Source organism: Piscinibacter gummiphilus (genome assembly GCF_032681285.1).
GTDB classification, from domain to species: Bacteria; Pseudomonadota; Gammaproteobacteria; order Burkholderiales; family Burkholderiaceae_C; genus Rhizobacter; species Rhizobacter gummiphilus_A.
This window is the reverse complement of record NZ_CP136336.1, coordinates 1,204,972-1,230,929: the sequence shown is the minus strand read 5'-3', so window position 1 is coordinate 1,230,929 and position 25,958 is coordinate 1,204,972. Positions and strand designations below refer to the sequence as shown.

Below are 25,958 nucleotides of genomic sequence, written 5' to 3'. Positions count from 1 at the left end.
CTGCCGGCGCTCACGCGCCGTGTTGGTTGCGCATCCAGTCGGCCGTCTTGAAGAACGCCTCTTTGAGACGCTCGATCAACGAAGCATCGAAGCCTTCCTCGTGCATCGCCTGCACCATGCACGCCATCCACTGGTCGCGCCCCTTGATGCCGATGGCGAACGGCAGGTGCCGCGCGCGCAGCATCGGGTGGCCGAAGCGGTCGGTGTAGTGCGAAGGGCCGCCGAGCCAGCCGCAGAGAAACCAGAAAAGCTTGTCGCGCGAGCCTTCGGTGGTGGTCGGGTGCAACGCGCGCAGCTCGGCGTAGGCCGGCTCGAGGTCCATCAGGTCGTAGAAGCGGTCGACGAGCGCTCGCACGGCGGCTTCGCCGCCCACCCGCTCGAAGGCGGTCTGGGTGTGTTCGTTCACGGGAATCGCAGAGAAGGGATCAGGATTCGCAGAGTTTGCCTGCGATCGCGGCGATGCCCTTGGCGGCCTCGCAGCCGGGCAGCATCTCGAGCAGCAACTGTCGCTTCTGCACGGCCTCTCGCACCGACTTGTCGGTGGGGATCTCGCCCAGCAGTTCGAGCTTCACCGGCCCCTTGCCCTCAGGCAGGCTCGGCGAGACGAAACGGTCGACCACCTGCTGGAGCTGGCCGCGGATCACCCGGCCTTCGCCGGTCTTGCCCACCTGGTTGACGATGAGCGAGATGCGCTCGCGCTGCTGCTGCGTGGCCAGCACCTTCACCGTGGCGTAGGCGTCGGTGAGCGAGGTCGGCTCGGGGGTGGCGACGACCAGCACGTCGGTCGCGAGGGACACGGCGAAGAGCACCACGTCGGAGATGCCGGCGCCGGTGTCCAACAGCACACGGTCGTAGCGCGGCGCAACGGTTTCGATGATGCGCAGCAACTGGTCGCGCACTTCGCTCGTGAGGCGGGAATATTCCACCAGGCCCGAACCTGCGAGCAACACCGAGAAGCCACCCGGGGCGGGCAGGATCGCGTCTTCGAGCTTGGCCTTGCCGGTGAACACGTCGTGCAGCGTGATCTTCGGGAAGAGGTTGAGCACCACGTCGAGGTTGGCGAGGCCAAGGTCGGCATCGAGCACCAGCACCCGCTCGCCCCGGCGGGCCAGCGCGGCGGCCAGGTTGGCCGAGACAAAGGTCTTGCCCACGCCGCCCTTGCCGCTGGTCACGGCCAGGATGCGTGCCGCGCGGCCAGAAGCCGGTGCTGCGGTGGGTTGCGATGCAGGGGTGTTCATGACGAGTCTTGTTATTCGATGTCCGGGAACTGCGACACACCGAACAGCAGGCCCTTCTCTTCGGCCGTGACGAGTGAGACTGGAGGCATTTCGAGACAGGCCCGGTTGCGGCCCTCGGTCTTGGCGCGGTAGAGCTGCTGGTCCGCCCGCTCGATCCACAGCGGCGCCGAAGAGCGCACCCACTGCGGTGCAAACGCACCGCCCAGGCTGATGGTGATGTTGATCGACTCGGTGAGGCCGATGGCCACCGGCCGGTGCTCCACCTTGCGGCGGATGCGCTCGGCCACCGTCTGGCCGAAGGCAGGCGGGCAGTTGGGCAGGATGATCGCGAACTCTTCGCCACCCAGGCGCGCCACGGTGTCCATGGGGCGCACACATTCGTTGAGCGACTGCGCCACCGACTGGATCACCAGGTCGCCGGCCGCGTGGCCGTGCGTGTCGTTCACCGCCTTGAAGCGGTCGATGTCGGCGATGAGCACCAGCGCCGGCTCGCCGGCCCGGGCTACTCGGTCGATCTCGCGCGCCAGCGCCAGCTCGAACTGGCGGCGGTTGGCCAGGCCCGTCAGGGGGTCGCGGCTCGACAGGTTGCACAGCGCATCGATCACCGCCTGCAGCCAGGCGGCCTGGCCCACCTCGTCGCGATCGGGCAGGGTGTGCCCCGATTGAGACAGCAACTGCAACGCCGCTCCCAGCTTGAGCTGCGAGGGTTCGGGGGTTGCGGGGGTTGCGGGGGTGTAAGCCACGTCGGTCGAAGGGTTGTCGGCCAGTCTACAGCGGCCGCTGTGGCGACCAAGCGCGAGATAAGGGGCGAAGGCCTGCCAACTTGGCCCTTTCGGCGCACTCAAGCAGCCCAGACTTCAGGCCGATAAGACCCGCAGAACCGGGCTCGCCGACCTTCCGGCGCACGCATACGACCAGGACAAGCTTCACCCATGAGCGCCGCATCTCCCGCTGAACTCGCCGCCTTGCGCAACGTCGCGACGGCCGTGGCCGACCGAGCCGAACAGGAGTTCAGCTTCAGCAGCGCCGACTTCGACCGCGTGCGCCAGCTGATCTACCAGCACGCTGGAATCAGCCTGCACGCCGGCAAGCAGGCGATGGTCTACAGCCGCCTCTCGCGCCGCCTGCGCGAGACGAGCCAGCGATCGTTCAGCCAATACCTGCAGTCGCTCGAAAGCCTGCAGCCCTCGCACCCCGAGTGGCAGGAGTTCGTGAACTGCCTCACGACCAACCTGACCTCCTTTTTCCGCGAAGAGCATCACTTCCAGATGCTCGCGACCGAACTCAAGGCTCGCGCCGGCCAGAGCGTGCGCATCTGGTGCAACGCCGCCTCCACCGGCGAAGAGCCGTATTCGCTCGCGATGACCTGTGCCGAGAACATGGCGAGCGGTGCCACCAAGATCATCGCCAGCGACATCGACACCAAGGTGCTCGCCACCGCCGGGCGCGGCGTCTACAGCGCCGACGCGCGTGGCCTCTCGCCAGAGCGCCTGCGCGCCCACTTCCTGCGCGGCAAGGGCGCCAACAGCGGCTCCATCCGGGTGAAGCCCGAGCTGGCCCGCATGATCGAATTCCGCACGCACAACCTGATGGAGGCACGCTGGCAGCTCGGCGAGCCCTTCGACATCGTGTTCTGCCGCAACGTGATGATCTATTTCGATGCGCCCACGCAGCGCCGCGTGCTCGAGCGCATCCACGGTGTGATGAAACCCAAGAGCCTGCTGTTCGTGGGCCACTCCGAGAACTTCACCGAGTCGAAGGACCTCTTCCGCTTGCGCGGCAAGACCGTCTACGAGCGCGTGTGACAGCTTCACTCAAGCCCACCCACACGCACACCGATATCGGGACAACATGGCTTTGATCTCTTCCTCCAACCCCGCCCAGGGCTCACGCCTGGAGCGGCTGAAGTCGCAGCCCCGCAAACCCGGCGAGGCCTCGTTCTTCTTCTACGACGCGCACTTCAAGAACGACGCGGTCAAGATCCTGCCCGGCGAGTACTTCGTGCACAACGAAGACATGCTGATCATGACCACGCTCGGCTCGTGCATCGCCGCTTGCATCTACGACCGCAACGCCAAGGTGGGCGGCATGAACCACTTCATGCTGCCCGATGGTGCCGGCGACTCCGGCCGCTACGGCTCGTATGCGATGGAGCTGCTCATCAACGAGATGATGAAGCGTGGCGCCAACCGCATGACCATGGAAGCCAAGATCTTCGGCGGCGGCCAGGTGGTGAGCGGCATGACCACGATGAACGTGGGTGAGCGCAACACCAACTTCGTGATGGACTATCTCAAGACCGAGCGCATCCCCATCGTCTCGAAGGACGTGCTCGACGTCTACCCGCGCAAGGTGTGCTTCCTGCCGGGCAGCGGCAAGGCCATGGTCAAGCGCCTCGCGCCGACCAACACCGACGCCCTAATTGCACAAGACCGCGCCGCCGCCCAGAAGGCCGTGCCGGCGTCCACCGGCGGTGGTTCCGTCGACCTCTTCTGACGCGGACACGGGGAGAGCCACAACATGCCCAAGACCCGCGTGATCGTGGTGGACGACTCGGCGCTGGTGCGCAGCCTGCTCGCCGAGATCATCAACCGCCAGCCCGACATGGAATGCATCGGCGCGGCCGCCGACCCCCTGGTGGCCCGCGAGATGATCCGCAACCTCAACCCCGACGTCATCACGCTCGACGTCGAGATGCCGCGCATGGACGGCATCGACTTTCTTTCGAAGCTGATGCGCCTGCGGCCGATGCCGGTGGTCATGGTGTCGACGCTGACCGAGCGCGGCGCCGAGGTCACGATGAAGGCGCTGGAACTCGGCGCCATCGACTTCGTCGCCAAACCCAAGATCGGCGTGGCGGACGGCCTGCGCCTGCTGGCCGAAGACATCACCGACAAGGTGCGCATCGCGAGCAAGGCGCACATCCGCAAGGCCGTGGTGCCGGCCCCGGCCGCGCCCGGCTGCCCCACCCCGGCACGCCCCGCGGTGAACTCGAGCCCGCTCGGCCGCCTGTCGACCGAGAAGATCATCTTCATCGGCGCCTCCACCGGCGGCACCGAAGCCACCAAGGAAGTGCTGATGAACCTGCCGCCCGATTGCCCGGCGGTCGTGATCACGCAGCACATGCCGCCCGGCTTCACCAAGAGCTACGCCGCACGGCTCGACGGCCTGTGCAAGATCCGCGTCGCCGAAGCGCGCGATGGCGAGCGCATCCTGCCCGGCCATGCGTACATCGCCCCCGGCGGCTTCCACCTGAGCGTGGAACGCAGCGGCGCCAACTACCTCGCCCGAGTGCAGGACGGCGACCCCGTCAACCGGCACAAGCCGTCGGTCGAGGTGCTGTTCAAGTCGGCCGCGCGTGTGGTCGGCCCCAATGCGCTGGGCATCATGCTCACCGGCATGGGCGGCGACGGCGCGCGTGCGATGAAGGAGATGCGCGACGCCGGCAGCTACAACTACGTGCAGGACGAAGCGTCCTGCGTGGTGTTTGGCATGCCGCGCGAAGCGATCAATGCCGGGGCGGCGCACGAGGTGCTGCCGCTCACGCAGATCGCCGGCAAGCTCGTCGAGCGCCTGCGCAGCACGGCGGGCATGTCGACCAACCGGGTCTGATCGGCTCAGTCGGCGAGAAAGAGCGCCTGCAGGTCCGACAGGAAGTCGAAGCCTTTGGCGGTGGGCCACACGCGTGCAAAGTCTCGCTCGATGAAGCCGCGCTTGTGCGCTTCGTCGAGCTGCCTTGAGATGCTCGAAAGGGGCAGGCCAGTGCGCTCGGTGAAGCGAGCCAGCTCGAAGCCATCTCGCAGGCGAAGCGCGTTGAGCATGAACTCGAAGGCGAGTGCGTCGCGCTTCACCTCTTCGTCGTTCGACACCGCGAGGCCTTGTGTCGCCTTCTCCATGTAGGTCTGCGGCTCGCGCCAGCGCACCTGGCGCACCACGCGGTGCGGGAAGCTCAGCTTGCTGTGCGCACCCGCACCAATGCCGAGGTAGTCGCCGAACTGCCAGTAGTTGAGGTTGTGCTGGCAATGGTGGCCGCGCTGGGCGAAGGCCGAGACCTCGTAGCGCGCGAGGCCCGCGGCTTCTGTGTGCTCGGCAATCAGATCGAGCATGTCGAAAGCCGTGTCATCGTCGGGCACCACGGGCGGATGTTTGGCAAACCAGGTGTTGGCCTCGATCGTCAGGTGGTAGATCGACAGATGCGGCGGCGCGAACGACAGCGCCTGCGCCAGGTCTTCGCGCAGTTCGGCCACCGTCTGGCCCGGCAGCGCGTACATCAGGTCGAGGTTGAAGGTGTCGAAGGTGTCTTTGGCTTCTTCAACAGCCGCCTTTGCCTGCGCCGCATCGTGCACGCGGCCGATGGCCTGCAACTTCTCGTCATTGAAGCTTTGCACGCCGATCGACAGGCGCGTGACGCCCGCGCCCTTGTAGCCACGGAAACGATCTCGCTCGAAGGTGCCGGGGTTCGCTTCCAGCGTGATCTCACAGCCTGGCTCGAGCGGCAGGCGCGCGCGCACGTCGGCAATCAGTTCGCCGACGGCGTCCGGCGAGAAGAGGCTGGGCGTGCCGCCCCCGATGAAGACGCTGTGGATGCGGCGGCCCCAGATGAAAGGCAACGCCGCTTCGAGATCGGCGCGCAGCGCGGCGAGATACGCCGCCTCGGGCACGCCGCCTCGCTGCTCATGCGAGTTGAAGTCGCAATACGGGCACTTCTTCAGGCACCACGGCAGGTGCACATACAGCGACAGGGGCGGTAGCGCGCCGAGGTTCATCACCCCGGGGCGCATGTAGCGCGCGACGAGGTCTTCGGTGCGGCCCGGGCCGGCAGGTGCCGCCGGCGTGATCGGAATGTCAGCCAAGGTGCCAGACCTCGCGCATCAGCGCGAGCATCTGCTGCGACGCGATCGCGCGGTGGCTGTGCGCATTCTTGGTGGCAGCGTCGAGTTCGGCCACGCTCTTGCCAAGCGAGGGGATGAACAACAAGGGGTCGTAGCCGAAGCCGCCTTCGCCGCGAGGCTCCCACAAGACCACGCCGTCCCAGCGGCCAAAGGCGATCAGGGGCTCCGGGTCGTCGGCCGAGCGCACCGCGACCAATGCGCTGACGAAACGCGCGCGGCGGTCCTCCTTGTCGTCCATCTGTTCCAGCAGGACACGGTTGTTCTCGTCGTCGTCCTTGGGGCGACCGAAGAGCGTCGCGTAGCGGGCGGACAGCACACCGGGCGATCCGCCGAGTGTGTCCACACAAAGCCCCGAGTCGTCCGCAATCGCCGCCGACTGGGCATGCGCCGCCGCGTGTCGCGCTTTCTCGAGTGCGTTCTCGACGAAGGTGACGTGCGGCTCCTCCGCCTCGGGGATGCCGAGGCTGCCTTGGGTGACCAGCTCCAGACCGAGCGGCGCGAACAGCGTCTGCAGCTCGACCAGCTTCTTGGCGTTGTTCGACGCCAGCACGAGCCTCATGATCAGCCTTCGAGCGCCTTGCGCTGCGCCGCCACGAGTTCGCGGATGCCCTTGTCGGCCAGCGCGAGCAGCCGGTCCATGTCGCCGCGCGTGAAGGCCGCGCCTTCGGCGGTGCCCTGCACTTCGACGAAGCTGCCGGCCGCGGTCATCACCACGTTCATGTCGGTGTCGCAGGCAGAGTCTTCGATGTACTCGAGGTCGAGCAGCGGCGTGCCTTCGACGATGCCCACCGAGATCGCGGCCACCGCTTCGCGGATCGGCGACTCGACCAGCAGGCCCTGCTTCTGCAGCCACTTCACCGCATCGGCCGCGGCCACGTAGGCGCCGGTGATGGCCGCGGTGCGGGTGCCGCCATCGGCCTGCAGCACGTCGCAGTCGAGGTGGATGGTGCGCTCGCCGAGCTTCTTCAGGTCGAACACGCAACGCAACGAGCGGCCGATGAGGCGCTGGATCTCCTGCGTGCGGCCGCTCTGCTTGCCACGCGCGGCTTCGCGGTCACCGCGGGTGTGCGTGGCGCGCGGCAGCATGCCGTACTCGGCCGTCACCCAACCTTCGCCGCTGCCGCGCTTGTGCGGCGGTACCTTCTCTTCCACCGAGGCGGTGCACAGCACCTTGGTGTCGCCGAAGGCGATGAGGACGGAACCCTCGGCGTGCTTGGTGTAGCCGCGGGTGATGGTGACGGGGCGCAGGGAGTCTGCTGCCCGGTTCTGAGTGCGTTGGAATGTCATGCCCGTATTGTCGGCGATGGCCGACCCGAGCTCGACGTCAGGACTTCTTCTGCGACGAGCGACGGATCGCTTCGTTGATCTCGCGGATGGAGCGCTCGATCTCCGCTTCGTCCAGCTCGTCGGGCGGCTCCTGGCCGAGCACGCTCGCCTGGATGGTCGACGCGAACACCTCTTCGCCGAGCGTCTGGGTGGAGATGCCGGAGTTGCTGTCGCCGTCTTCGGCCGATTCCCATTCGACGGCCAGCACCGAGACGTTGTCGCTCTTCGGGCCGCCGTTGCGCAGCGCCTGCTCCACGAGCTCGGGCACCGCGTCGGAGATGGTGTTGCGCGCCAGCTGGTCGGTGATCTCGGCATCGCTCACCGTGCCCCACAGGCCATCGGAGCACAGCAGCAGCCGGTCGCCGGCCTGCAGCATCAGCGGGCCGACGGTGTCGACCACCGGCTTGCCGGGGCTGCCGAGGCAGGTGAAGAGCACGTTGCGGTTGAAGCGCTCGCCCATGGGCACGACGTGGCTCATGGTCTCTTGCAGCTCGGAATACGAGTGGTCGCGGGTGCGGGCCACGAGCTTCTCGCCACGCACGAGGTACAGCCGCGAGTCGCCGCAGTGCGCCCAGTAGGCCATGTTGCCTTGCAGGACACACGCGACGACCGTGGTGCGCGGCGTGTCGATCAGCGCCTTCTGGGTCGCATAGCGCAAGAGCTGGTGGTGCCCGGCGATGATGGCTTCGTGCAGGAAGCGCATCGGCTCCTTGAGCGTGGGCTTGGCATCGCGCTGGAACATCGCAGCCAGCGTCTGCAACGCGAGCTGCGAGGCCACTTCACCTTCGGGGTGGCCACCCATGCCGTCTGCCAGCGCGAAGAGACCGGAGTCCCGCGTGTAGCAGTAGCCCATGCGGTCTTCGTTCTTCTCGCGGCCGCCTTTGCGGCTGACCTGGTAGACGCTGAATCGCATCGGGTTTAGGCCTTCGCGCCGGTGGTGAGGTTTTCGAGTTGCAGCTTCAGGCGTTCGCTGAAGCTGAGCTTGGTGTAGCGGCGCTCGGTCTCACGCGCCAGTTCCTTCTGCAGCGAGAAGACGCTCTGCGGCCGCGACAGCGGGTCGAGCGACATGCACCACTCGGTGACTTCGATCAGGTTGTCGGAGTAGACGTTGCGCAGGCGCGAGAGGGAAAGCGCCAGGCGGTCCTTCTCGATGCGCTGGGGCGCGTCGTTCGGCGGGTAGCCCTGCATGCAGGCGTAGATGCAGGCGCCGACCGCGTAGATGTCGGTCCAGGGGCCGAGCGTGCCGTCGCGGCGGTACATCTCGGGGGCCGCGAAGCCCGGCGTGTACATCGGACGGATGAAGTTGCCTTCCTTGCTCAGCACTTCGCGCGCGGCGCCGAAGTCGAGCAGGACAGCCTTGTTCTCGTTGGTGATGAAGATGTTGGCCGGCTTGATGTCGAGGTGCAGCATCTTGTGCTGGTGCACGATGCGCAAGCCGCGCAGGATCTCGTCGAACAGCGAGCGGATGGTCGACTCGCGGAAGACCTTGTCGCGCTTGAGGTCACGCGCGGTGACGATGAAGTCCTGCAGGGTGTCGCCCTGCAGGTAGTTCATCACCATGTAGACGGTGTCGTTCTCGCGGAAGAAGTTGAGCACCGAGACCACGCTCGGGTGCGAGATCTGCGCGAGGTTGCGGCCTTCTTCGAAGAAGCTCTTCAGGCCCAGCCGATAGAGCGGCTGCTTCTCGGGCTTGACGCGCGGCATGAGTTCGCCGGGCGCACGCTCTGCAAGAGACGACGGCAGGTATTCCTTGACGGCCACCAGGTGCCGATCGGAGTCTTCCGCCAAGTACACGACGCCGAAGCCGCCGGCTGCCAGTTTCTTGATGATCTGGTACCCGCCGACCACGGTGCCCGAAGGCAATGGCGCAGGTTTCGGCTTTGACATAATCTCTTTTTGCAATGCGATAAGTCGAATGCCAGTCTACAGCATGACCGGGTATGCAAGCGCCACCGCCGGGGCGCAATCTGCGACAGAAACCACAGGGAGCGCAGAGGCTCCCGGCGCTCGAACCGGCGCTGCTGGAACGGCCAGCGTGACAGTCGAACTGCGCTCCGTCAACGGCCGATTCCTCGACTTGGGTTTTCGTCTGCCAGATGAGTTCCGATCGCTCGAACCAGCCCTGCGCGACTTGATCGGCGGCGCCTTCCGCCGCGGGAAGATCGAGCTGCGCCTGAACACCACGACCACCGCCGACACCTCCTGGCCCTCGCCCCAGCCGGAGCAGCTGAACCGGCTCTCGCGCCTGGAAGGCACCATCCAGGGTTGGCTGCCCAAGGCACAAGGCCTGTCGGTTCATGAGGTCATGCAGTGGTGCAAGGGCGGAACCGCCACCGAGCGCCTCGACGAGGTGGCGCTCGAGGCCGCACGCCAGTGCATCGCCGGCCTGCGGGAGGCACGCCAGCGTGAGGGCGACAAGCTCGTGGCCGTGCTGATGGAGCGGGTGAAGGGCCTGCGCGACCTCGCCGCCCGCGCCGAGCCGCTGGTGCCCGCCGTCGTGCAGCGCCAGCAGCAGCGCTTCATCGAGCGCTGGCAGGAGGCCCTGGCGGCCACCGGCGGCGCACAGGGCGTGTCGCAAGAGGCACTGCAGGAGCGCGCGCTGAGCGAAGCCGCCACCTATGCGATCCGCATCGACGTCGCCGAAGAACTTGCCCGCCTGCGCGCCCACCTCGACGAGATCGCCCGCCTGCTCAAGGCCGGGGGCGAAGTCGGCAAACGGCTCGACTTCCTGATACAGGAGTTGCTCCGTGAAGCGAACACGCTCGGCTCCAAGGCCTCGTCGCTGGAACTCACCAACATCTCGGTCGAGATGAAAGTGCTGATCGAACAGCTGCGCGAGCAGGTGCAGAACATCGAGTGACCCCACGCGGCAGTGGCCGCTCGGCGCAGGGCATCTCCTACACTGCCCGCCGATGTCGCCGATGCTGCTCCTGCTGTTGCCGTTCGTCGGGTGCGTGGTCGCGGCCCTTCTGCCGACCAACGCCCGCAACCTCGAGTCTTCGTGGGCCGCGCTGGTGTCGCTGGCCGTCGCGGTGCCGCTGGCACTGCTGTACCCGCAGGTCGCGGCCGGCGCCGTGGTCGTCGAGCGAGTGCCCTGGCTCACGAGCCTCGGGCTGGACCTCATCGTGCGCATCGACGGCTTCGCCTGGATGTTCGGCATGCTGGTCAGCGGCATGGGGCTCCTGGTCATCGTGTATGCCCGCTACTACCTCTCGCCGGAAGACCCGGCTGCGCGCTTCTACTCGCTGCTGCTCGGCTTCATGGGCGCGATGCTCGGCGTGGTGCTGTCGGGCAACCTGGTGCAGCTCGTCGTCTTCTGGGAGCTGACGAGCGTCTTCTCCTTCCTCCTGATCGGCTACTGGACGCACCGCAAAGACGCCCGCCGCGGCGCGCGCATGGCCTTCACCGTCACTGCCACCGGCGGCCTTGCGCTGCTGGCCGGCGTGCTGCTGCTCGGCCACATCGCCGGCAGCCTGGAACTCGATGCCGTGCTCGCCTCAGGCGACCGCATCCGCGCCCATGCGCTGTACCCGCTGGCGCTCGGCTTGGTGCTGCTGGGCGCGCTGACCAAGAGCGCGCAGTTCCCCTTCCACTTCTGGCTGCCGCATGCGATGGCGGCGCCCACGCCGGTCTCGGCCTACCTGCACTCGGCCACGATGGTGAAGGCGGGCGTCTTTCTGCTCGCGCGCCTGTGGCCGGCGCTGGCCGGCACCGAGGCATGGTTCTGGATCGTCGGCGGCGCGGGCCTGGCCACGCTGCTGCTGGGTGCCTACGCGGCGATGTTCCAGAACGACCTGAAAGGCCTGCTCGCCTACTCGACCATCAGCCATCTCGGGCTCATCACCCTGCTGCTGGGCCTGAACAGCCCGCTCGCGGCAGTGGCGGCGGTCTTCCACATGATGAACCACGCGACGTTCAAGGCGTCGCTCTTCATGTCGGTGGGCATCATCGACCACGAGACCGGCACGCGCGACATGCGCCGCCTCGATGGCCTCTACCGCGCGATGCCCATCACCGGCACGCTCGCCATCGTGGCCTGTGCAGCGATGGCCGGCGTGCCGCTGCTCAATGGCTTCCTGTCGAAGGAGATGTTCTTCGCCGAGACCGTGTTCGTGAGCGCGAGCCCGGCGGTCGAATACGGCCTGCCCGCACTCGCCACGCTGGCCGGAGTGTTCGCGGTGGTCTATTCGTTGCGCTTCGGGCACGACGTCTTCTTCGGCGCGCCGCCCGATTGCCCGCGCCAGCCGCATGAGCCGGTGCACTGGATGCGGGTGCCGGTCGAACTGCTGGTGCTGGCCTGCGTGGTGGTGGGCACGCTGCCGGCCTGGTCGGTCGGACCGCTCCTGGCCACGGCGGCGCAACCGGTGGTGGGCGGCGTGCTGCCCGAGTACAGCCTCGCGATCTGGCACGGCTTCAACACGCCGCTCGTGATGAGCCTGGTGGCGCTGGTGGCGGGCACGGTGATCTACCTGCGCTTTGCCACGCGCTTCAAGCAGCGCCGCACGCGCGGCGCTCCGCTGCTGCAGGGGCTGGACGGCAAGCGCCTCTTCGAAGCGGCGCTGGCCGGCCTCACGCGTGGCTCTTCGCACCTGCTGCGCGGGCTGAGCACGCGGCGCCTGCAGCCGCAGCTCTTCGTCATGCTGCTGATCGCCGGGCTCGCCGGCCTGGGCTCGGCGCTGATCGTGCCGCTGGAATGGGGCGACCGGGCGCGTGTGCCGGCCACGCCGGAGTTCGTGCTGATGTGGGCCGTCGCCTGCGTGTGCGCGGTGGGGGCGGCCTACCAGGCCAAGTTCCACCGGCTCGCGGCCCTCACGATGCTCGGGGTGGTGGGCCTGGCGGTGTGCATCACCTTCGCCTGGTTCTCGGCACCCGACCTCGCGCTCACGCAGCTCGCGGTGGAGGTGGTGACGCTGGTGCTCTTCCTGCTCGGCCTGCGCTGGATGCCCAAGCGCGTGGCGCAGGACGACCCGCGCATCGCCCTGCGCGCCTGGTGGCGCCGACGCCGCGACATCGTGCTCGCGGTGCTGATCGGCGTCGGCCTCGCCACACTCTCGTATGCGCTGCTCACCCGCACGGCGCCACTGTCGATCGCGCCCTACTTCCTGGAGCAGGCGCTGCCCGGCGGAGGCGGCACCAACGTGGTCAACGTGATGCTTGTGGACTTCCGTGCTTTCGACACGCTCGGTGAGATCACCGTGCTGGGCATCGTCGGCATCACGGTGTACGCGCTGCTGCGGCGCTTCCGCCCGCCGCAGGAGACCATCGACCAGCCGGTGCAGCAGCGTGTGCGCGGCATGGGCCGCGACCTCACCGACCGCGCCGAAGACACCGACCGCCTGCAGGAATACCTGGAGGTGCCGGCCGTGCTCGTGCGCCTGTTGCTGCCGGTCGCGGGGCTCTTCGCCTTCCATCTCTTCATGCGCGGGCACAACGAGCCGGGTGGCGGCTTCGTCGCCGGGCTGGTGGTGGCCATCGCGTTCATCGCGCAATACATGGTGGGCGGCACGCGCTGGGTGGAGGCGCGCATGCGTCTGCGGCCTCCGCGCTGGATTGCCTTCGGCCTGCTGATGGCGCTCGGCACCGGCCTCGGCTCGCTCGCGCTCGGTCACCCATTCCTCACCACGCACACGATGCATGTGCACTGGCCGCTGGTCGGCGACGTGCACCTGCCCACGGCGGCGCTCTTCGACCTGGGCGTGTTCTCGGTGGTGGTGGGCGCCACGCTGCTGCTGCTCACCGCCATTGCCCACCAGTCGCTGCGCGCGAGCCGGCAGCAGGCCGCCGCGGCCGACGATGCCCACGAGAAGGAGAAGCCCTGAATGGAAGCCGTGGTGTCGATCGCAATCGGCGTGCTGGCCGGCGCGGGTGTGTGGCTGGTGCTCCGGCCCCGGACCTTCCAGGTATTGATCGGTCTCTCGCTGCTGTCGTATGCGATCAACCTCTTCATCTTCAGCGTGGGCAGCCTGGCCATCGGCCGCGAGCCCATCGTGAAGGCCGGGCTTCCGGCCGACTTGGCGCACTACAGCGACCCGGTGCCGCAATCGCTGGTGCTCACCGCCATCGTCATCGGCTTTGCGACGACGGCGCTCTTCCTCGTGGTGCTGCTTGCCCTGCGGGGGTTGACGGGCGGTGACCACGTGGACGGGCAGGAGGAACGGCCGTGATCCAGGTGGAGTACTCGGCCCACCACCTGGTGGTGCTGCCGGTGTTGCTGCCGCTGGCCACCGCGGCGCTGATGCTCATGCTGGGCGAAGGCCGGCGCGGGCTCAAGAGCGTCATCAACCTCGCCTCCACCGCCCTCGGCCTGGCGGTGGCGGTGCTTCTGCTGCTGCGGGCGGCCGAACAGGCGCCCTCGGCCTTCGGCATCTACCTGCCGGGCAACTGGCCGGTGCCCTTCGGCATCGTGCTCGTGGCCGACCGGCTCTCGGCGCTGATGGCGGTGCTCACCGGCGCCATCGGCCTGGCCACGCTGCTATATGCCCTGGCGCGGTGGCAGCACGCGGGCGTGTATTTCCATGTGCTGTTTCAGCTGCAGTTGATGGGGCTGTACGGCGCCTTCCTTACCGCCGACCTCTTCAACCTCTTCGTCTTCTTCGAGGTGCTGCTGGCGGCAAGCTACGGCCTGCTGCTGCACGGAGGCGGCCTGGCGCGGGTGCGCGCCGGGCTGCACTACATCGCGATCAACCTGGCGGCCTCGCTGCTCTTCCTGATCGGCGTGGCGGTGCTCTACGGCGTGACCGGCACGCTCAACATGGCCGACATCGCGCACAAGCTGCCGCTGGTGCCCGAGAGCGACCGCGGCTTGCTGCATGCGGGCGCGGCCATCCTCGCCATCGCCTTCCTCGCCAAGGCGGCGCTGTGGCCGCTCAACGCCTGGTTGCCGCCCGCCTACGCCGCAGCGAGCGCGCCGGTGGCCGCGCTCTTCGCCATCCTCACCAAGGTCGGGGTGTACGCGGTCCTGCGCCTCTGGACGCTCTGCTTCCCGGCCGATGCCGGCGCCTCGGCCTCGTTCGGCGGCGAGGTTCTGGTCTGGGGTGGGTTGGCCACGCTCGCCTTTGGCGCGATCGGCATGCTGGCCTCGCAGCAGCTCGCGCGGCTGGCCGGCTTCAGCGTGATCGCCTCGTCGGGCACGCTGATCGCCGCCGTCGGCTTCGACGACCCGGCCCTGAGCGGCGGCGCGCTCTTCTACTTGGCCAGTTCCACCCTGGCCGGATGCGCGCTCTTCCTGCTGGTGGAGTTGCTGGAGCGCAGCCGCGAGGTCGAGGTCGGCCCGGAAGAGGTCGATGCAGGCGGTGACGCCCTGCCCGCCTTCATCGACGCCGAGCCTCCGCAGGGCACCAACCTCGACGACGACGAACGGGCGCTGACCGGCCGCGCCATCCCCGCCGCGCTCGCATTCCTCGGCGTGACGTTCACGGTGTGCGCGATGGTGGTCGCGGGCCTTCCACCGCTGTCGGGCTTCGTCGCGAAACTCGCGATGCTGAGCGCATTGCTGGAGCTGCGCAGCGCGCCGGCCTGGACCCTCTTCGCCTTGCTGATCGTCTCGGGCCTGCTCGGCGCCACCGCGCTCATGCGCATCGGCATTCGCCATTTCTGGGCCGGCATCGAGCGCCCGTCGCCCCGCCTGCGGGTGGCCGAGACGCTTCCCATCGCCGGCCTGCTGGTCGCCGCCGTGGCGATGGTGGCCCACGGCGAGCGCGCGCTCGTCTATACCCGTGCCACCGCAGAAGCGCTGCATGAGCCCGGGCTCTACATCAAGGCCGTGATGGATGCCCGGCCCGTGCAAGCCCCAGGGAGCGGCCGATGAAACGCCTGCTGCCGTCGCCGTGGCTGTCGCTCGGCCTTTTCTGCGGCTGGCTGCTGCTTGCGCGGAGCACCAGCGTCGGCGAGGTGCTGCTGGGCCTGCTCGCCGCGGTGCTGCTGCCCTTGCTGATGGCGCCGCTGCGACCCGCGCCGGGCCCGCTGCGCCATTGGGGCCGGCTCGCGGCGCTGGTGCTGCGCGTGGGCCGCGACGTGGTGCGCTCGGCCATCGACGTGGCGCTCGGCGTGTTTCGCGCCAGCCGCCGGCCGCCCCGCAGCGCCTTCGTGGTGGTGCCGCTCGATCTGCACGACCTGCACGGGCTCGCGGCCCTCGCGATGATCACCGCGGTCATCCCCGGCACCGTGTGGTGCGAGCTGGCACCCGACCGCAGCACCCTGCTGCTGCACGTCTTCGACCTCGACGACGAAGCCCGCTTCATCACCCACTTCAAGGCCGACTACGAACAACCGCTGAAGGACGTTTTCGGATGAGCACCCTGCTCTCGCTGGCCATCACGGCCACGCTGCTGATGTACATGGCCGCGATCGGCATCGGATTGGTGCGCCTGCTGCGCGGCCCAAGCGCGCAGGACCGCGTGCTGGCCCTCGATTTCATGTACGTCGTGGGCATGCTGCTGATGCTGGTGCTCGCCATCCGCTATGACAGCGAGATGTATTTCGAGGGCGCGCTGCTGATGGTGCTGTTCGGCTTCGTGGGGTCGGTGGCGCTGGCCAAGTTCCTGCTGCGCGGGGAGGTGATCGAATGATCGTCGCCGAAGTGGTGGTCGCGCTGCTGCTGCTCTCGAGCGGCGTGATCGTGCTCGTCGCCGCGCTGGGCTTGGCGCGCCTGCCCGATTTCTTCGCCCGCATGCATGCCCCGGCGCTCGCGTCCACACTGGCGGCCTGGGTGGTGAGCCTGGCGTCAATCGTGCACTTCAGCACACGCGCCGGCTCGCTGTCGCTGCATGTGTGGCTGATCATCATCGTGCTGTCGATCACCGCGCCGGTGACGACCATCGTGCTGGCACGCGCCGCACTGTTCCGCCGCCGCCAGGCCGGGGATGCCCTCCCGCCGCCGCTCGGCGAGGAAGGCTGACGCTCTTACCCGGTCGACCGACTTCGCAGGCAAAATTCCGGGATGGACTATCCCGGCAATCTCTTCGTGGTGGCGGCGCCCAGCGGCGCCGGCAAATCGAGCCTGGTCAAGGCGCTACTGGAGCTGGATTCACACCTCGTCGTGTCGATCTCCCACACGACCCGCGCTCCACGCGGGCAGGAACAGGAAGGCCGCGAGTACTACTTCATCGACGACGCGACATTCCGCGAAAAGATCTCCCGAGGAGACTTTCTCGAGCATGCCGAGGTGCACGGCAACCGCTACGGCACGTCGCGCGCCGAGGTCGAGAAGCGCATTGCCGGCGGCGAGGATGTGATCCTGGAGATCGACTACCAGGGCGCCCTGCAGATCAAGCAGATCTTCCCGAACGCGGTGCTGATCTTCATCCTGCCCCCCAGCTGGGACGAACTGGCCCAACGCCTGACACGCCGCGGCGAAGACCACCCCGAGGTCATCGCCGAGCGCCTGAAGAACGCACGCATCGAGGTGGCCCAGGCCCGGCATTTCGACTTCGTTATAATCAACGCTCTTTTCGAGACGGCGCTTTTCGACCTGAAAGCCATCGTCCACTCGCAGCGCCTCAAATACGCTGCCTTGCGTCGAAGCAAACCCTCTGTCTTTGCCGCGCTGAACCTCGATTGACCCCCGCTAGACCCACGGAGTACCGCATGGCCCGCATCACCGTCGAAGACTGCCTGACCAAGATCCCCAACCGCTTCCAGCTGGTGCTCGCCGCGACCTACCGCGCCCGCATGCTGAGCCAGGGTCACGCCCCCAAGATCGAGACGAAGAACAAGCCCGGCGTGACCGCCCTGCGCGAAATCGCCGCAGGCGAGGTGGGCGTCGAGATGCTGCGCAAGGTGCCGGTCTGAGTCAGATTCGGCAGCTTTGAAGACAACGGCCCTTCGGGGCCGTTTCCATTTGTGCCGCCCGGGGCGACGCCCGGCAATCCGCGATAAATTCGGGGCATGGCCAGCCCCATCACCTGGATCCGCGACGCCGCCACCGGCGTGGGTCGGCGTGCGCGCGAAGCGCCGCCGCCCACGGTGAGCGATGCCGCTGCGGCCTCCTTCGCCACGCTGGTCAAGAAGCTCGACTACCTCGATGCCGCCGACATCAAGCGGGTGCGCGAGGCCTATCGTTTCGCCGACGAAGCCCACCTGGGCCAGTTCCGGGCGAGCGGCGAGCCCTACATCACCCACCCCATCGCCGTGGCCGGCCTATGCGCCGACTGGAAGCTCGATGCGCAGGCCATCATGGCCGCGCTCATGCACGACGCGATGGAAGACTGCGGCGTCACCAAGGTCGAGCTGATCGAGCGCTTCGGCGGCGCCACCGCCGACCTGGTCGACGGCCTCACGAAGCTGGACAAGATCCAGTTCTCGACCAAGGAAGAGTCACAGGCGGAGTCCTTCCGCAAGATGCTGCTGGCGATGGCGCGCGATGTGCGCGTGATCCTCATCAAGCTCGCTGACCGCCTGCACAACATGCGCACGATGGAGGCGATGGCTGCCACCAAGCGTGTGCGCATCGCGCGCGAAACGCTCGACATCTTCGCCCCCATCGCCCACCGCCTGGGTCTGAACCAGACCTACCGCGAGCTGCAGGAGCTGTCGTTCCAGTACCTGCGCCCCTGGCGCCACGCGGCGCTGTCGAAGGCCATCAACCGCGCGCGCGGCTACCGGCGCGACATCGTCGAGCGCATCCAGAAGGAAGTGGAGAAGGCCTTCGGCGACGCCAAGCAGAAGGTGCAGGTGTACGGCCGCGAGAAGACGCTCTTTTCCATCTACGCCAAGATGCGCGAGAAGCACCTGACCTTCGCGCAGGTGAACGACATCTTCGGCTTCCGCATCGTCGTCAGCACCCTGCCCGAGTGTTACCTCGCGCTCGGCGTGCTGCACCAGCTCTACAAGCCGCTGCCCGGCCGCTTCAAGGACTACATCGCGATCCCCAAGGCCAACGGCTACCAGTCGCTGCACACCACACTGGTGAGCCCGCTGGGCACGGCGGTGGAGTTCCAGATCCGCACCGAGCCGATGCACGCCGTGGCCGAAAAGGGCATTGCCGCGCACTGGATGTACAAGATCGGCGGCTCGGCCCAGCCGCAGGACGCGCAGCGCCTGGGCGCGCTTTGGCTGCAGTCGCTGGTCGACATCCAGGACGAGACGCGCGACGCGAGCGAGTTCCTCGAGCACGTGAAGATCGACCTCTTCCCCGATGCGGTCTACGTGTTCACGCCCAAGTCGAAGATCATGGCGCTGCCGCGTGGTGCGACGCCGGTCGACTTCGCCTACGCCATCCACTCCGACGTGGGTGACCATTGCGTGGCCGCCAAGGTCAACGGCGACCCGGTGGCCTTGCGCACCGAGCTGCGCAGTGGCGACGTGGTCGAGATCGTCACCGCGCCGGGCGCCCGGCCGAACCCGGGCTGGCTGAACTTCGTGCGCACCGGCCGTGCGCGCTCGAAGATCCGCCACTACCTGAAGAACATGGAGCAGGAGGAGTCGCAGCAGCTAGGCGAGAAGCTGCTCGCGCAAGCCCTGCGTGCCGAGGGCATGACCCTGCCCGACACCGACCCCAACGACGCCGCTGCGTCCGCGTTGTGGCAGGCACTCACGCGCTGGAGCGGCAACCGCAACCGCGCCGACCTGCTCACCGACATCGGCCTCGGCCGCAAGATCGCGATCATCGTGGCCAAGCGCCTGTCGCAGCTGATGCTGGAGCGTGGCGCCAAGCCCGACGCGCTCACGCTGACGATGGGCCGCTACGCCGCCCAAGACGACCTCACACCGAGCCAGGGCCTGGTGGTGATCGACGGCAGCGAAGGTGCCTCGGTGCAGATGGCGACCTGCTGCCGCCCCATCCCGGGCGACGACATCGTCGGCTACCTGGGCCGCGGCGAAGGCCTTTTGGTGCACACCGCCGAGTGCAGCGTCGGCAAGCGCCTCTTCGAGCGCGACAGCGAACGTTGGATCACCGTCGACTGGGCCGAGGAGCCGGTGCGCTCCTTCGAGACCAGCATCACCATCCTGCTGAAGAACGGCAAGGGCGTGCTGGCCCAGGTGGCGCAGGCGGTCAGTTCGGTCGAGGCCGACATCTCCCACATCGACATGGACGACGAAGCCGCCGCCGAGACCACCGAGCTGCGCCTGCTCATCAGCGTGCGCGACCGCCAGCACCTGGCCGACGTGATGCGCACGCTGCGCCGCGCGCCGGCGGTGCTGAAGGTGTTGCGGCTGAAGCCCTGAGTCATGCCTTGGGCTCGGGCTTCGGGTACACGACGTCCACCACTTCCAGCTTCTCCAGCCCACCCGGCGTGACGAGCGACACCTCGTCACCCACCCTCGCCTTCAGCAGGGCGCGCGCGATCGGCGAAATCCAGCTCACCTCGCCTTTCAGGTTGTCGGTCTCGTCGATGCCCTTGATGGTGATGGTGCGCTCGTCGCCGTCTGCGTTGGCGTAGGTCACCGTCGCGCCGAAGAAGATCTGGTCGTTGCCGAAGTGGGCGGACGGGTCGGCCACCTCGGCGATGTCGAGCCGCTTGGTGAGGAAGCGGATGCGGCGGTCGATCTCGCGCAGGCGCTTCTTGCCGTAGAGGTAATCGCCGTTCTCCGAGCGGTCGCCGTTCTTTGCGGCCCACGACACCACCTCGACCACCTTCGGCCGCTCCACGTCGAGCAAGGTCATCAGCTCTTCGCGCAGCCGCTTGTAGCCCTCGGGCGTGACGTAGTTTTTCGTGCCGGCCGGCAATGGCGGCAGGCCGGGGCTGTCGTCATCGTCGTCGTCGCCTTCCGGCTCCTTGGTGAAAGCCTTGTTCATGGGTGCATTGTCTTGGATTCACCGATTCGACCCGTCGATGCGGGTAGCCGCCGGGCGGCGCTTGACCTGGATCAAGCGCCGCATGACACCCGCTCCCTACGATAGGTGCATCTCGAATGCATCTTCGTGGTGCGTGCCCAGTTCCGCATGAAACTCACCAGCTTCACCGACTACAGCCTGCGCGTGCTGATCTACCTTGCGGCGCAGCCCGGCCGACGCGCCACCGTGACCGAGATCGCGAACTGCTTCGAGATCTCGGAGAACCACTTGACCAAGGTCGTGCACTTTCTCGGCAAGCAAGGTTGGCTGAACACCGTGCGTGGCAAGGGCGGCGGCTTCAGCCTCGCACAGCCGCCGGAGCAGATCGTCGTGGGTGAGGTCGTGCGCCGCACGGAAGGCATCGACACCCCGGCGGAATGTTTCGGCCCCACCGAACGCCGCTGCCGCATCGAGCACCTGTGCCAGTTGCGCGGCGTGCTGCAGGAGGCGGTCGACGCCTTCTATCGGGTTCTCGATGGCTGCACGCTCGCCGACATCGCCCGCAACCGCCATGCGCTCTCGCGGGTGCTGTTTCTGCAGGCGGCGCCGTGACGGCGGTCCTGCTGCAGCTCGATGAGCCCCCTCGCCCGGGTGCCGCGCCGCGCGGCTTCGCGCTGTGGGCCCTGGGCTTTCGCCCGTTCTACCTCCTGGCGAGCGGCTTCGCGGCGCTGTCGATCCTGCTGTGGTCGCTGCAGTTCACCGGCTGGTTGCCGCGGCCCTATCTCGCCGGGCCGCTGTGGCATGCGCATGAGATGGTGTTCGGCTTCACGCTGGCCGTGGTGGTCGGTTTCCTGTTCACCGCCGGGCGCAACTGGTCGGGTCGGCCCACACCCACTGGCCGCACCTTGATGGCCCTGGCTGCGCTGTGGCTCGCGGGGCGTGTGCTGGTGCTGTCGCCGTGGGGCCTGGCCTCGGCCCTCGTCAACGCGGCCTTTCCGCTGGCGGCCGCAGCGGGGCTCGCGATTCCGTTCTGGCGCTCACGCAACCAACGCAACTACTTCTTCGTCGGCCTGCTCATGCTGATGGGGCTGGCCAATCTCATCTTGCACCTGTCACAGCTCGGCGCACTCGACCTGCCGGGATGGCTCGGGGTGCAACTCGCGCTCGACGTGGTGCTCTTCATCATGACGGTGATGGGCGGGCGGGTCATCCCGATGTTCACCAACAACGGCGTGCCCAACGCCAATGCCAAGCGCCACCCCGGGGTGGAGAAGTTGGCCCTCGGCAGCGTGCTGGTGCTGCTCGTCGCCGATCTGCTGCCTTTGCCGGCGGCCGCGATGGCGCTGATCGCGGCGCTGGCCGCACTGGCGAACGGCACGCGCCTCGTGCTGTGGCAACCCAGGGCCACCCTTCGTAAGCCGCTGGTGTGGGTGCTGCATCTGGGTTATGCGTGGATCGTGCTGCACCTCATCCTTCGGGCGGCCGCAGCACTCGGCTGGGTGCCCGCGTCGATGGCCACCCACGCACTGACGGTGGGTGCGATCGGCGGCCTCGTGATCGGCATGATGACCCGCACCGCACGGGGCCACACGGCGCGGCCGTTGAAGGCAGATGGCGCCGACACCAGCGCCTACCTGCTCGTGGCCTGCGCAGCGCTCGTGCGCGTCTTCCTGCCCCTGGCCTGGCCGGCATGGACACTGCCCGCCATCGTGCTGTCCGCTGTCTTCTGGTCGGCCGGGTTCGGCCTCTATGCCCTGCGCTACTGGCCGGTGCTGAGCCGCCCGCGGCTCGATGGGCAACCCGGCTGACCGCGTGGATTACGCAACCGTCAAGCTGATCCACCAGAGCGCGGTGGTGCTCTCGATCGGCGGCTTTGTGCTGCGCGCCTTCGCGTCGCTGATGGGGGCACGATGGGTCAAAGGCCGCGCGGCGAAGACGCTGCCGCATGTGATCGACACCGTGCTACTCGCAAGCGCAGTCACCTTGGCGGTGTGGTTGCACCTCAACCCGCTCACGACGGCTTGGCTGGCCGCCAAGATCGTGGCGCTCCTGGTCTACATCGGCCTCGGCATGGTGGCATTGAAGCCATCGCGGCCTGCGCCACAGCGGTCGATGGCGATGCTTGCGGCGTTTGCGACGCTCGCCTACATCGTCTCGGTGGCGGTCACCAAGAACCCACTTCCCTTCGTCGCGAGCTGAGTGGGCTCAGTCTTGCTTGCGGGTGAACCGAAAGACGGCGACCACGACACCGGCGTACACCGGCAGCAGCAGGTAGAAGAGCCGATTCGGCACGAACACGAATTCACCCGAGCTGCGCGTGTCCAGCAACACGTCCATTCCCACGAGGAAGAACAGCCAGGGCAACGCGATGGCGAGGAAGCGGATCAAGGAGTGCATGTCGCAGCGCTGGTCGGTGGATCGCAGTGTGCGATGTTCGCAGAGACTTGGCCGATCGTGAACCACGGAAATCGGTGTCTCTGGCGCGACGTGGCGGAGCGGAGCACAAAGACAAACGCCCTAGAGGCGCTAACCTCTAAGGCGTTGGTCTAGAACGATTGTTCTGGCGCGGCTGGCAGGATTCGAACCCACGACCCCTTGGTTCGTAGCCAAGTACTCTATCCAACTGAGCTACAGCCGCGAAGCCTTGAACTATAACACCAACTTCGAGGCCGTCTACAAAGCGGCTGCCTCGCGATAACAAGAAGCTGCGCGTTCGACATCGGACTGCTGATCGGCCAGCTTCGCCAGCAGCAGCCAGGCGCGGCGGCGCGAGGCCTTGTGCAGCCCAGGCGCCAAGGCGGCTTGCTCCAGCAGCAGACGCGCCTTGCCCCACAACTCGCGCTCAGCCAGCGCGCAGCCCACCGCATAGGCCACGGCCGCTTCTCGGGGGTGGGCCAGCGCCGCAGCCTCCAGGCGGGCGAGCCAGTCGGGTGCCAGACCGTCCATGCAGGCGACGAGGCCGTCGGCGAGGGCGACACGGTCGTCTTCGGTGAAGTCGGCCAGCCGATCCCAGAAGGGCCGCAGCCATGCGCGACCTTCGGCTTGCGCACCGAACGCCGCCATGCGCTCGGCGGCCCGCGCCACGACCAGCGGGTCGCGGCGGTCGGCCGCGTCGAGGGCGAACCAAGTGCGGCGCACCTGGTCGGCATCGCGCGCGCCATCGAGCGATTCGAAGGCCAGGGAGCGCAAGAGACCTTGCGCTGCCACCTTGGAGAAGGCTTGATGCTTGGCCAAGAGGCGCGCCGTCTTCAGTGCCTCGTGCGGCTGCTGCGCGAGGCGACACGCTTGCAGCTTGAGACGCAATGCGTGGGTGCGGCGCGCCACGCCGGGGGGCAGGACCGAGAGCAGGCTCAGCGCGCGCGCTGCATCGCGGTCGTCGAGTGCCCACTCGGCAGCGAGCAACCGCGCGCCTTCTTCGGCCGAGCGGGCAGCGCTGCTGCGGCTGCTGAGTTCGAGCGCCTTTTCGAGTTCTTCGTCGCGGCGCACGCGGTCTTGCAACTTGTGGGCACTGCCGGCTGCCAGCAGGTGACCGAGCACGGTGAACTCGTTGTCTTGTGCGAGGTCGGGTGTCTCGGCCTGGATCAGCAGGGCGCGCTGCGCCGCCTTCTGGGCGCGGCTGTAGCGGCCGCCGAAGAACTGCGCGAGCGCATCGCGCAACGCAGCCTGCGCCGTGCGGTCGCGGCGCGCCACGCGCCACTCATGCGCCTTGCGCGGCAGGCCCACGAGTGCGTTCACCGCCTGGAAGATGGTCACCAGCGCCAGGCAGGTGAGCAGCAACGCCAGCAGGAAGAGATTCATCGACACGTCCATGCGCCAGCCGCCCCAGTAGAGCGACACCAGCCCATCGTTGGCGCCGAAGGTGGCAGCCGCCACGACGGCGACCACGAAGAGCAGGATGAACCAGACGACCGCGCGCATGAAGACGGTCAACGCCCCGCGGTAGCGGCTGCCAATGCGGCCAGCGTGTCATCGGGCCGCGGCAGCCCCACCTGGCGCGAGCCGGCCGCCACCTGCTTGAGCAGGTCGCCGGCCACGCCGGTCCGGCGCGAGCTGCGATCGAAGTAGCGCTCGAGCGCCTGCTGGGCGCTTTGCACGTCGGTCTGCACGGTGTCGAACTGGCGGCTGAGCACTGCAAGACGTGCGTTGAGCAAGCGAAGCTTGAGGTTCTCGCGCAGGAAGAAGGCCTGCTCGGGCGCCACGAGCATGGCCTCGGGATGGTCGATGCGGGTCACACGCACCAGCGTGCGCGTCTCGCCCCACAAGGTCTGCATCAGGCCGTGCCAGCGGTCGGACACGGCGGTGGTCCAACCCGCCGGTGCAGATGCCGGTGCCGATGCGCTCTTCGCCGAGGCCTTGGGTGCACTGGCGGCGGGCCTCGTCTCCTTGCGCGGCTCGGCCTGCGACAGCAGCGGCAGTTCGTCGACGAGCCGAATCGCTTCGTCGAGCTTGATCGACAGCGCCGCGATGTCGGGCACGCCCACCGCCTTCACGCGGTCGATGTCGCGGGCGATGGCGCGGCGCACACCTTCGAGCCGCGGCTGTGCATACCGTGCGAGGCGATCGTCGGCCTGCTTGAGCGCCGCGACCAGCGGCTCGGCACTGCCGGTGATGGTGGCCTGCTGCTGCGCCACGCGCAGGCCGGAGTCGATGTCGACCAGCACGTTTTCATCGCGGGAGCGCGACAGCGACTGGATCAGGTCTTCGAGCTGCGTGCGCTGGATCGACACCTCGGCCAGGCGCGCTTCGAGCAGCGTCACCTTGGCCGCGCTTTCGCGGGCCGTCTCGTCGGCGCGCTTGGCGAGCAGGCGGGCTTCGGCCGATTGGGTCTGGCTGTCTTGCTGGCGGCGCACGAGTTCCTGCTCCAGCTTGCGCACCCGTTGCTGGGCCGACCACGCGAGCCCGAGGCTCACGGCGACCACCAACGCGAGCAGTGCCACGAGCGCCAGCACCCAGCGGCTGCGGCGCGGCGCCGCCGCGGGCACGACAGGCTCGCTGGCCGCAGGTGGCAGAGGGGTATGCGTGACGTCGTTCACAGTGCGATCGATTGTATGCAGGCCACCACGGCCTCTGCGCTGGGACGGGCTTCGAGCACGCGCCCGATGCCGAGGCTGCGCGCGGTCTGTGCGATGCGTGGGTGCGTGGCGAGCGCGGTCGTGCCCGACCACGATGCGTGCGGTGCGAGCGTCTGCAGGTTCGTGACGGCCTCCGAACTGCTGAAGAGCCACAGGTGCTGGTCGGGCGCAGCCAGTGCGGCCTGCAGCAGCGCCTGCGCTTCGGTCGACAGGGCCGGCACCGCGCGGCCATACGCCGCCACGAACTGCAGGACCGCGCCGCGCTCACGCAGACGCTCGGCCAGCCAATCACGGCCGCTCGCACCGCGCACGACCAGCACCTGGCGGCCTTGCCAGTCACGCTGGGCCAGCTGCAGCCACAGCGCTTCGGAGTCGAACTGCGGCGAGTCGGCCGCTGGCTCGACCACCGTCGACACGCCCAGCGCACGCAACACGCGTGTCGTGCCCGGGCCCGGCGACGCGGCCACCAACGCATCGGGCCAGACCGCGCCCTCGGGTCTGCCATCGAAGAAGCAGGTCGCCGCATTGGGGCTCACGAAGACGACCAGGGCCACGCGATGCAGGCCCTGCCAGGCCTCGGCGAGCGCTCGAGCATCGCCGCTGGGTGCGATCTCGATCAGCGGCAGGGCCTCGGCCTGCAACCCTGCATCACGCAACAGCTGCACCCACTCGTCGGCTTGGGCCGCAGGCCGGGTGACGAGCACACGCATGGGGT

Annotated in this window: 29 protein-coding genes and 1 tRNA gene; 16 read left to right on the top strand and 14 right to left on the bottom strand. The window is 67.9% G+C overall.

What is annotated here, in order from left to right; all coding sequences use genetic code 11:
• Nucleotides 1-10 precede the first annotated feature (10 nt).
• Genes RXV79_RS05950 through RXV79_RS05940 form a run of 3 tightly spaced genes read right to left on the bottom strand, consistent with a single transcriptional unit; the run spans nt 11 to nt 1,981 of the window.
• Entirely contained in the window at nt 11-406 is a 396-nt protein-coding gene (locus RXV79_RS05950; RefSeq protein ID WP_316702547.1) for a group II truncated hemoglobin, read from the bottom strand.
• A 19-nt stretch (nt 407-425) separates the two neighbouring features.
• Nucleotides 426-1,238: a MinD/ParA family protein gene (locus RXV79_RS05945; RefSeq protein ID WP_316702546.1), complete on the bottom strand. Its 813-nt coding sequence runs from the start codon at nt 1,236-1,238 to the stop codon at nt 426-428.
• 11 nt (nt 1,239-1,249) lie between these two features.
• Complete coding sequence (locus RXV79_RS05940; RefSeq protein ID WP_316702545.1) at nt 1,250-1,981, bottom strand: GGDEF domain-containing protein; 732 nt, start codon at nt 1,979-1,981, stop codon at nt 1,250-1,252.
• 189 nt (nt 1,982-2,170) lie between these two features.
• On the opposite strand from RXV79_RS05940, the gene RXV79_RS05935 reads away from it, so the two are divergent.
• The 3 genes from RXV79_RS05935 to RXV79_RS05925 are packed head-to-tail and all read left to right on the top strand — an operon-like array spanning nt 2,171 to nt 4,850.
• Nucleotides 2,171-3,043, top strand: coding sequence for a CheR family methyltransferase (locus RXV79_RS05935; protein ID WP_316702544.1), 873 nt, complete (start codon nt 2,171-2,173; stop codon nt 3,041-3,043).
• 46 nt (nt 3,044-3,089) lie between these two features.
• Nucleotides 3,090-3,734, top strand: a complete 645-nt coding sequence (gene cheD, locus RXV79_RS05930; protein WP_316702543.1) for a chemoreceptor glutamine deamidase CheD — start codon at nt 3,090-3,092, stop codon at nt 3,732-3,734.
• Nucleotides 3,735-3,758: 24 nt separating this feature from the next.
• A complete protein-coding gene (locus tag RXV79_RS05925) occupies nt 3,759-4,850 on the top strand; it encodes a protein-glutamate methylesterase/protein-glutamine glutaminase (protein WP_316702542.1) in 1,092 nt (363 codons plus the stop codon).
• 5 nt (nt 4,851-4,855) lie between these two features.
• Here the strand turns inward: RXV79_RS05925 and hemW are convergent, their stop codons facing one another.
• Genes hemW through RXV79_RS05900 form a run of 5 tightly spaced genes read right to left on the bottom strand, consistent with a single transcriptional unit; the run spans nt 4,856 to nt 9,343 of the window.
• Nucleotides 4,856-6,091 (bottom strand): radical SAM family heme chaperone HemW, encoded by a 1,236-nt coding sequence (gene hemW / locus RXV79_RS05920; protein ID WP_413816666.1) that lies wholly within the window; start codon nt 6,089-6,091, stop codon nt 4,856-4,858.
• Nucleotides 6,084-6,689 (bottom strand): RdgB/HAM1 family non-canonical purine NTP pyrophosphatase, encoded by a 606-nt coding sequence (gene rdgB, locus RXV79_RS05915; protein WP_316702541.1) that lies wholly within the window; start codon nt 6,687-6,689, stop codon nt 6,084-6,086. Before rdgB ends, hemW begins: the two co-directional genes overlap by 8 nt.
• Nucleotides 6,690-6,691: 2 nt before the next feature.
• Nucleotides 6,692-7,417, bottom strand: coding sequence for a ribonuclease PH (gene rph, locus RXV79_RS05910; RefSeq protein ID WP_316702540.1), 726 nt, complete (start codon nt 7,415-7,417; stop codon nt 6,692-6,694).
• Between the two features lie 37 nt (nt 7,418-7,454).
• The gene (locus RXV79_RS05905; RefSeq protein WP_201805498.1) at nt 7,455-8,369 is read right to left on the bottom strand and encodes a PP2C family protein-serine/threonine phosphatase; all 915 of its coding nucleotides are present in this window, start codon (nt 8,367-8,369) and stop codon (nt 7,455-7,457) included.
• A 5-nt stretch (nt 8,370-8,374) separates the two neighbouring features.
• Nucleotides 8,375-9,343: a serine/threonine protein kinase gene (locus RXV79_RS05900; protein WP_047498909.1), complete on the bottom strand. Its 969-nt coding sequence runs from the start codon at nt 9,341-9,343 to the stop codon at nt 8,375-8,377.
• A 28-nt stretch (nt 9,344-9,371) separates the two neighbouring features.
• Between RXV79_RS05900 and RXV79_RS05895 the strand changes: the two genes are divergently transcribed.
• The 10 genes from RXV79_RS05895 to RXV79_RS05850 all read left to right on the top strand — a co-directional run bounded on the left by RXV79_RS05895 (nt 9,372) and on the right by RXV79_RS05850 (nt 19,621).
• Nucleotides 9,372-10,316: a YicC/YloC family endoribonuclease gene (locus tag RXV79_RS05895; protein ID WP_316702539.1), complete on the top strand. Its 945-nt coding sequence runs from the start codon at nt 9,372-9,374 to the stop codon at nt 10,314-10,316.
• Between the two features lie 52 nt (nt 10,317-10,368).
• The gene (locus RXV79_RS05890) at nt 10,369-13,275 is read left to right on the top strand and encodes a monovalent cation/H+ antiporter subunit A (RefSeq protein ID WP_316702538.1); all 2,907 of its coding nucleotides are present in this window, start codon (nt 10,369-10,371) and stop codon (nt 13,273-13,275) included.
• Entirely contained in the window at nt 13,276-13,620 is a 345-nt protein-coding gene (locus RXV79_RS05885) for a Na+/H+ antiporter subunit C (RefSeq protein WP_316702537.1), read from the top strand.
• Nucleotides 13,617-15,263 (top strand): monovalent cation/H+ antiporter subunit D, encoded by a 1,647-nt coding sequence (locus tag RXV79_RS05880; RefSeq protein WP_316702536.1) that lies wholly within the window; start codon nt 13,617-13,619, stop codon nt 15,261-15,263. The genes RXV79_RS05885 and RXV79_RS05880 overlap by 4 nt, the downstream gene beginning before the upstream one ends.
• The gene (locus RXV79_RS05875; RefSeq protein ID WP_316702535.1) at nt 15,260-15,748 is read left to right on the top strand and encodes a Na+/H+ antiporter subunit E; all 489 of its coding nucleotides are present in this window, start codon (nt 15,260-15,262) and stop codon (nt 15,746-15,748) included. The genes RXV79_RS05880 and RXV79_RS05875 overlap by 4 nt, the downstream gene beginning before the upstream one ends.
• Nucleotides 15,745-16,023 (top strand): K+/H+ antiporter subunit F, encoded by a 279-nt coding sequence (locus RXV79_RS05870; RefSeq protein ID WP_316702534.1) that lies wholly within the window; start codon nt 15,745-15,747, stop codon nt 16,021-16,023. The genes RXV79_RS05875 and RXV79_RS05870 overlap by 4 nt, the downstream gene beginning before the upstream one ends.
• A complete protein-coding gene (gene mnhG / locus RXV79_RS05865) occupies nt 16,020-16,352 on the top strand; it encodes a monovalent cation/H(+) antiporter subunit G (protein WP_316702533.1) in 333 nt (110 codons plus the stop codon). The genes RXV79_RS05870 and mnhG overlap by 4 nt, the downstream gene beginning before the upstream one ends.
• A gap of 42 nt (nt 16,353-16,394) precedes the next feature.
• Nucleotides 16,395-17,015, top strand: coding sequence for a guanylate kinase (gmk, locus tag RXV79_RS05860; RefSeq protein ID WP_316702532.1), 621 nt, complete (start codon nt 16,395-16,397; stop codon nt 17,013-17,015).
• A gap of 26 nt (nt 17,016-17,041) precedes the next feature.
• Nucleotides 17,042-17,245: a DNA-directed RNA polymerase subunit omega gene (gene rpoZ, locus RXV79_RS05855; RefSeq protein WP_201805499.1), complete on the top strand. Its 204-nt coding sequence runs from the start codon at nt 17,042-17,044 to the stop codon at nt 17,243-17,245.
• A gap of 96 nt (nt 17,246-17,341) precedes the next feature.
• Nucleotides 17,342-19,621 (top strand): RelA/SpoT family protein, encoded by a 2,280-nt coding sequence (locus RXV79_RS05850; RefSeq protein WP_316702531.1) that lies wholly within the window; start codon nt 17,342-17,344, stop codon nt 19,619-19,621.
• Nucleotide 19,622: 1 nt separating this feature from the next.
• Here the strand turns inward: RXV79_RS05850 and greB are convergent, their stop codons facing one another.
• Entirely contained in the window at nt 19,623-20,192 is a 570-nt protein-coding gene (greB, locus tag RXV79_RS05845) for a transcription elongation factor GreB (protein ID WP_316702530.1), read from the bottom strand.
• Nucleotides 20,193-20,339: 147 nt separating this feature from the next.
• Here greB and RXV79_RS05840 point away from each other — a divergent pair, with 147 nt between their 5' ends.
• Genes RXV79_RS05840 through RXV79_RS05830 form a run of 3 tightly spaced genes read left to right on the top strand, consistent with a single transcriptional unit; the run spans nt 20,340 to nt 22,370 of the window.
• Nucleotides 20,340-20,783, top strand: coding sequence for an RrF2 family transcriptional regulator (locus RXV79_RS05840; RefSeq protein ID WP_316702529.1), 444 nt, complete (start codon nt 20,340-20,342; stop codon nt 20,781-20,783).
• Entirely contained in the window at nt 20,780-21,979 is a 1,200-nt protein-coding gene (locus RXV79_RS05835) for an NnrS family protein (RefSeq protein ID WP_316702528.1), read from the top strand. The genes RXV79_RS05840 and RXV79_RS05835 overlap by 4 nt, the downstream gene beginning before the upstream one ends.
• A 4-nt stretch (nt 21,980-21,983) precedes the next feature.
• Entirely contained in the window at nt 21,984-22,370 is a 387-nt protein-coding gene (locus RXV79_RS05830) for a SirB2 family protein (protein WP_316702527.1), read from the top strand.
• Between the two features lie 6 nt (nt 22,371-22,376).
• On the opposite strand, the gene RXV79_RS05825 is transcribed toward RXV79_RS05830, so the two are convergent.
• From RXV79_RS05825 to RXV79_RS05805, 5 genes are all read right to left on the bottom strand, one after another.
• Complete coding sequence (locus RXV79_RS05825) at nt 22,377-22,568, bottom strand: hypothetical protein (RefSeq protein WP_316702526.1); 192 nt, start codon at nt 22,566-22,568, stop codon at nt 22,377-22,379.
• Between the two features lie 164 nt (nt 22,569-22,732).
• Nucleotides 22,733-22,809 (bottom strand) — tRNA-Arg (locus RXV79_RS05820).
• Nucleotides 22,810-22,844: 35 nt separating this feature from the next.
• The gene (locus RXV79_RS05815) at nt 22,845-24,089 is read right to left on the bottom strand and encodes a heme biosynthesis HemY N-terminal domain-containing protein (protein ID WP_316702525.1); all 1,245 of its coding nucleotides are present in this window, start codon (nt 24,087-24,089) and stop codon (nt 22,845-22,847) included.
• An 8-nt stretch (nt 24,090-24,097) separates the two neighbouring features.
• The gene (locus RXV79_RS05810) at nt 24,098-25,204 is read right to left on the bottom strand and encodes a uroporphyrinogen-III C-methyltransferase (protein WP_316702524.1); all 1,107 of its coding nucleotides are present in this window, start codon (nt 25,202-25,204) and stop codon (nt 24,098-24,100) included.
• Nucleotides 25,201-25,953, bottom strand: coding sequence for a uroporphyrinogen-III synthase (locus tag RXV79_RS05805; protein WP_316702523.1), 753 nt, complete (start codon nt 25,951-25,953; stop codon nt 25,201-25,203). The genes RXV79_RS05810 and RXV79_RS05805 overlap by 4 nt, the downstream gene beginning before the upstream one ends.
• Nucleotides 25,954-25,958: the final 5 nt, after the last annotated feature.

Excerpts from the sequence above, each read along its gene's own strand:
- RXV79_RS05945 (WP_316702546.1), bottom strand. The coding sequence starts at position 1,238 with ATGAACACCCCTGCATCGCAACCCACCGCAGCACCGGCTTCTGGCCGC.
- RXV79_RS05935 (WP_316702544.1), top strand. The coding sequence starts at position 2,171 with ATGAGCGCCGCATCTCCCGCTGAACTCGCCGCCTTGCGCAACGTCGCG.
- cheD (WP_316702543.1), top strand. The coding sequence starts at position 3,090 with ATGGCTTTGATCTCTTCCTCCAACCCCGCCCAGGGCTCACGCCTGGAG.
- RXV79_RS05925 (WP_316702542.1), top strand. The coding sequence starts at position 3,759 with ATGCCCAAGACCCGCGTGATCGTGGTGGACGACTCGGCGCTGGTGCGC.
- rdgB (WP_316702541.1), bottom strand. The coding sequence starts at position 6,689 with ATGAGGCTCGTGCTGGCGTCGAACAACGCCAAGAAGCTGGTCGAGCTG.
- rph (WP_316702540.1), bottom strand. The coding sequence starts at position 7,417 with ATGACATTCCAACGCACTCAGAACCGGGCAGCAGACTCCCTGCGCCCC.
- RXV79_RS05905 (WP_201805498.1), bottom strand. The coding sequence starts at position 8,369 with ATGCGATTCAGCGTCTACCAGGTCAGCCGCAAAGGCGGCCGCGAGAAG.
- RXV79_RS05900 (WP_047498909.1), bottom strand. The coding sequence starts at position 9,343 with ATGTCAAAGCCGAAACCTGCGCCATTGCCTTCGGGCACCGTGGTCGGC.
- RXV79_RS05895 (WP_316702539.1), top strand. The coding sequence starts at position 9,372 with ATGCCAGTCTACAGCATGACCGGGTATGCAAGCGCCACCGCCGGGGCG.
- RXV79_RS05890 (WP_316702538.1), top strand. The coding sequence starts at position 10,369 with ATGTCGCCGATGCTGCTCCTGCTGTTGCCGTTCGTCGGGTGCGTGGTC.
- RXV79_RS05885 (WP_316702537.1), top strand. The coding sequence starts at position 13,276 with ATGGAAGCCGTGGTGTCGATCGCAATCGGCGTGCTGGCCGGCGCGGGT.
- RXV79_RS05875 (WP_316702535.1), top strand. The coding sequence starts at position 15,260 with ATGAAACGCCTGCTGCCGTCGCCGTGGCTGTCGCTCGGCCTTTTCTGC.
- RXV79_RS05870 (WP_316702534.1), top strand. The coding sequence starts at position 15,745 with ATGAGCACCCTGCTCTCGCTGGCCATCACGGCCACGCTGCTGATGTAC.
- mnhG (WP_316702533.1), top strand. The coding sequence starts at position 16,020 with ATGATCGTCGCCGAAGTGGTGGTCGCGCTGCTGCTGCTCTCGAGCGGC.
- gmk (WP_316702532.1), top strand. The coding sequence starts at position 16,395 with ATGGACTATCCCGGCAATCTCTTCGTGGTGGCGGCGCCCAGCGGCGCC.
- rpoZ (WP_201805499.1), top strand. The coding sequence starts at position 17,042 with ATGGCCCGCATCACCGTCGAAGACTGCCTGACCAAGATCCCCAACCGC.
- RXV79_RS05850 (WP_316702531.1), top strand. The coding sequence starts at position 17,342 with ATGGCCAGCCCCATCACCTGGATCCGCGACGCCGCCACCGGCGTGGGT.
- greB (WP_316702530.1), bottom strand. The coding sequence starts at position 20,192 with ATGAACAAGGCTTTCACCAAGGAGCCGGAAGGCGACGACGACGATGAC.
- RXV79_RS05840 (WP_316702529.1), top strand. The coding sequence starts at position 20,340 with ATGAAACTCACCAGCTTCACCGACTACAGCCTGCGCGTGCTGATCTAC.
- RXV79_RS05825 (WP_316702526.1), bottom strand. The coding sequence starts at position 22,568 with ATGCACTCCTTGATCCGCTTCCTCGCCATCGCGTTGCCCTGGCTGTTC.
- RXV79_RS05815 (WP_316702525.1), bottom strand. The coding sequence starts at position 24,089 with ATGCGCGCGGTCGTCTGGTTCATCCTGCTCTTCGTGGTCGCCGTCGTG.
- RXV79_RS05805 (WP_316702523.1), bottom strand. The coding sequence starts at position 25,953 with ATGCGTGTGCTCGTCACCCGGCCTGCGGCCCAAGCCGACGAGTGGGTG.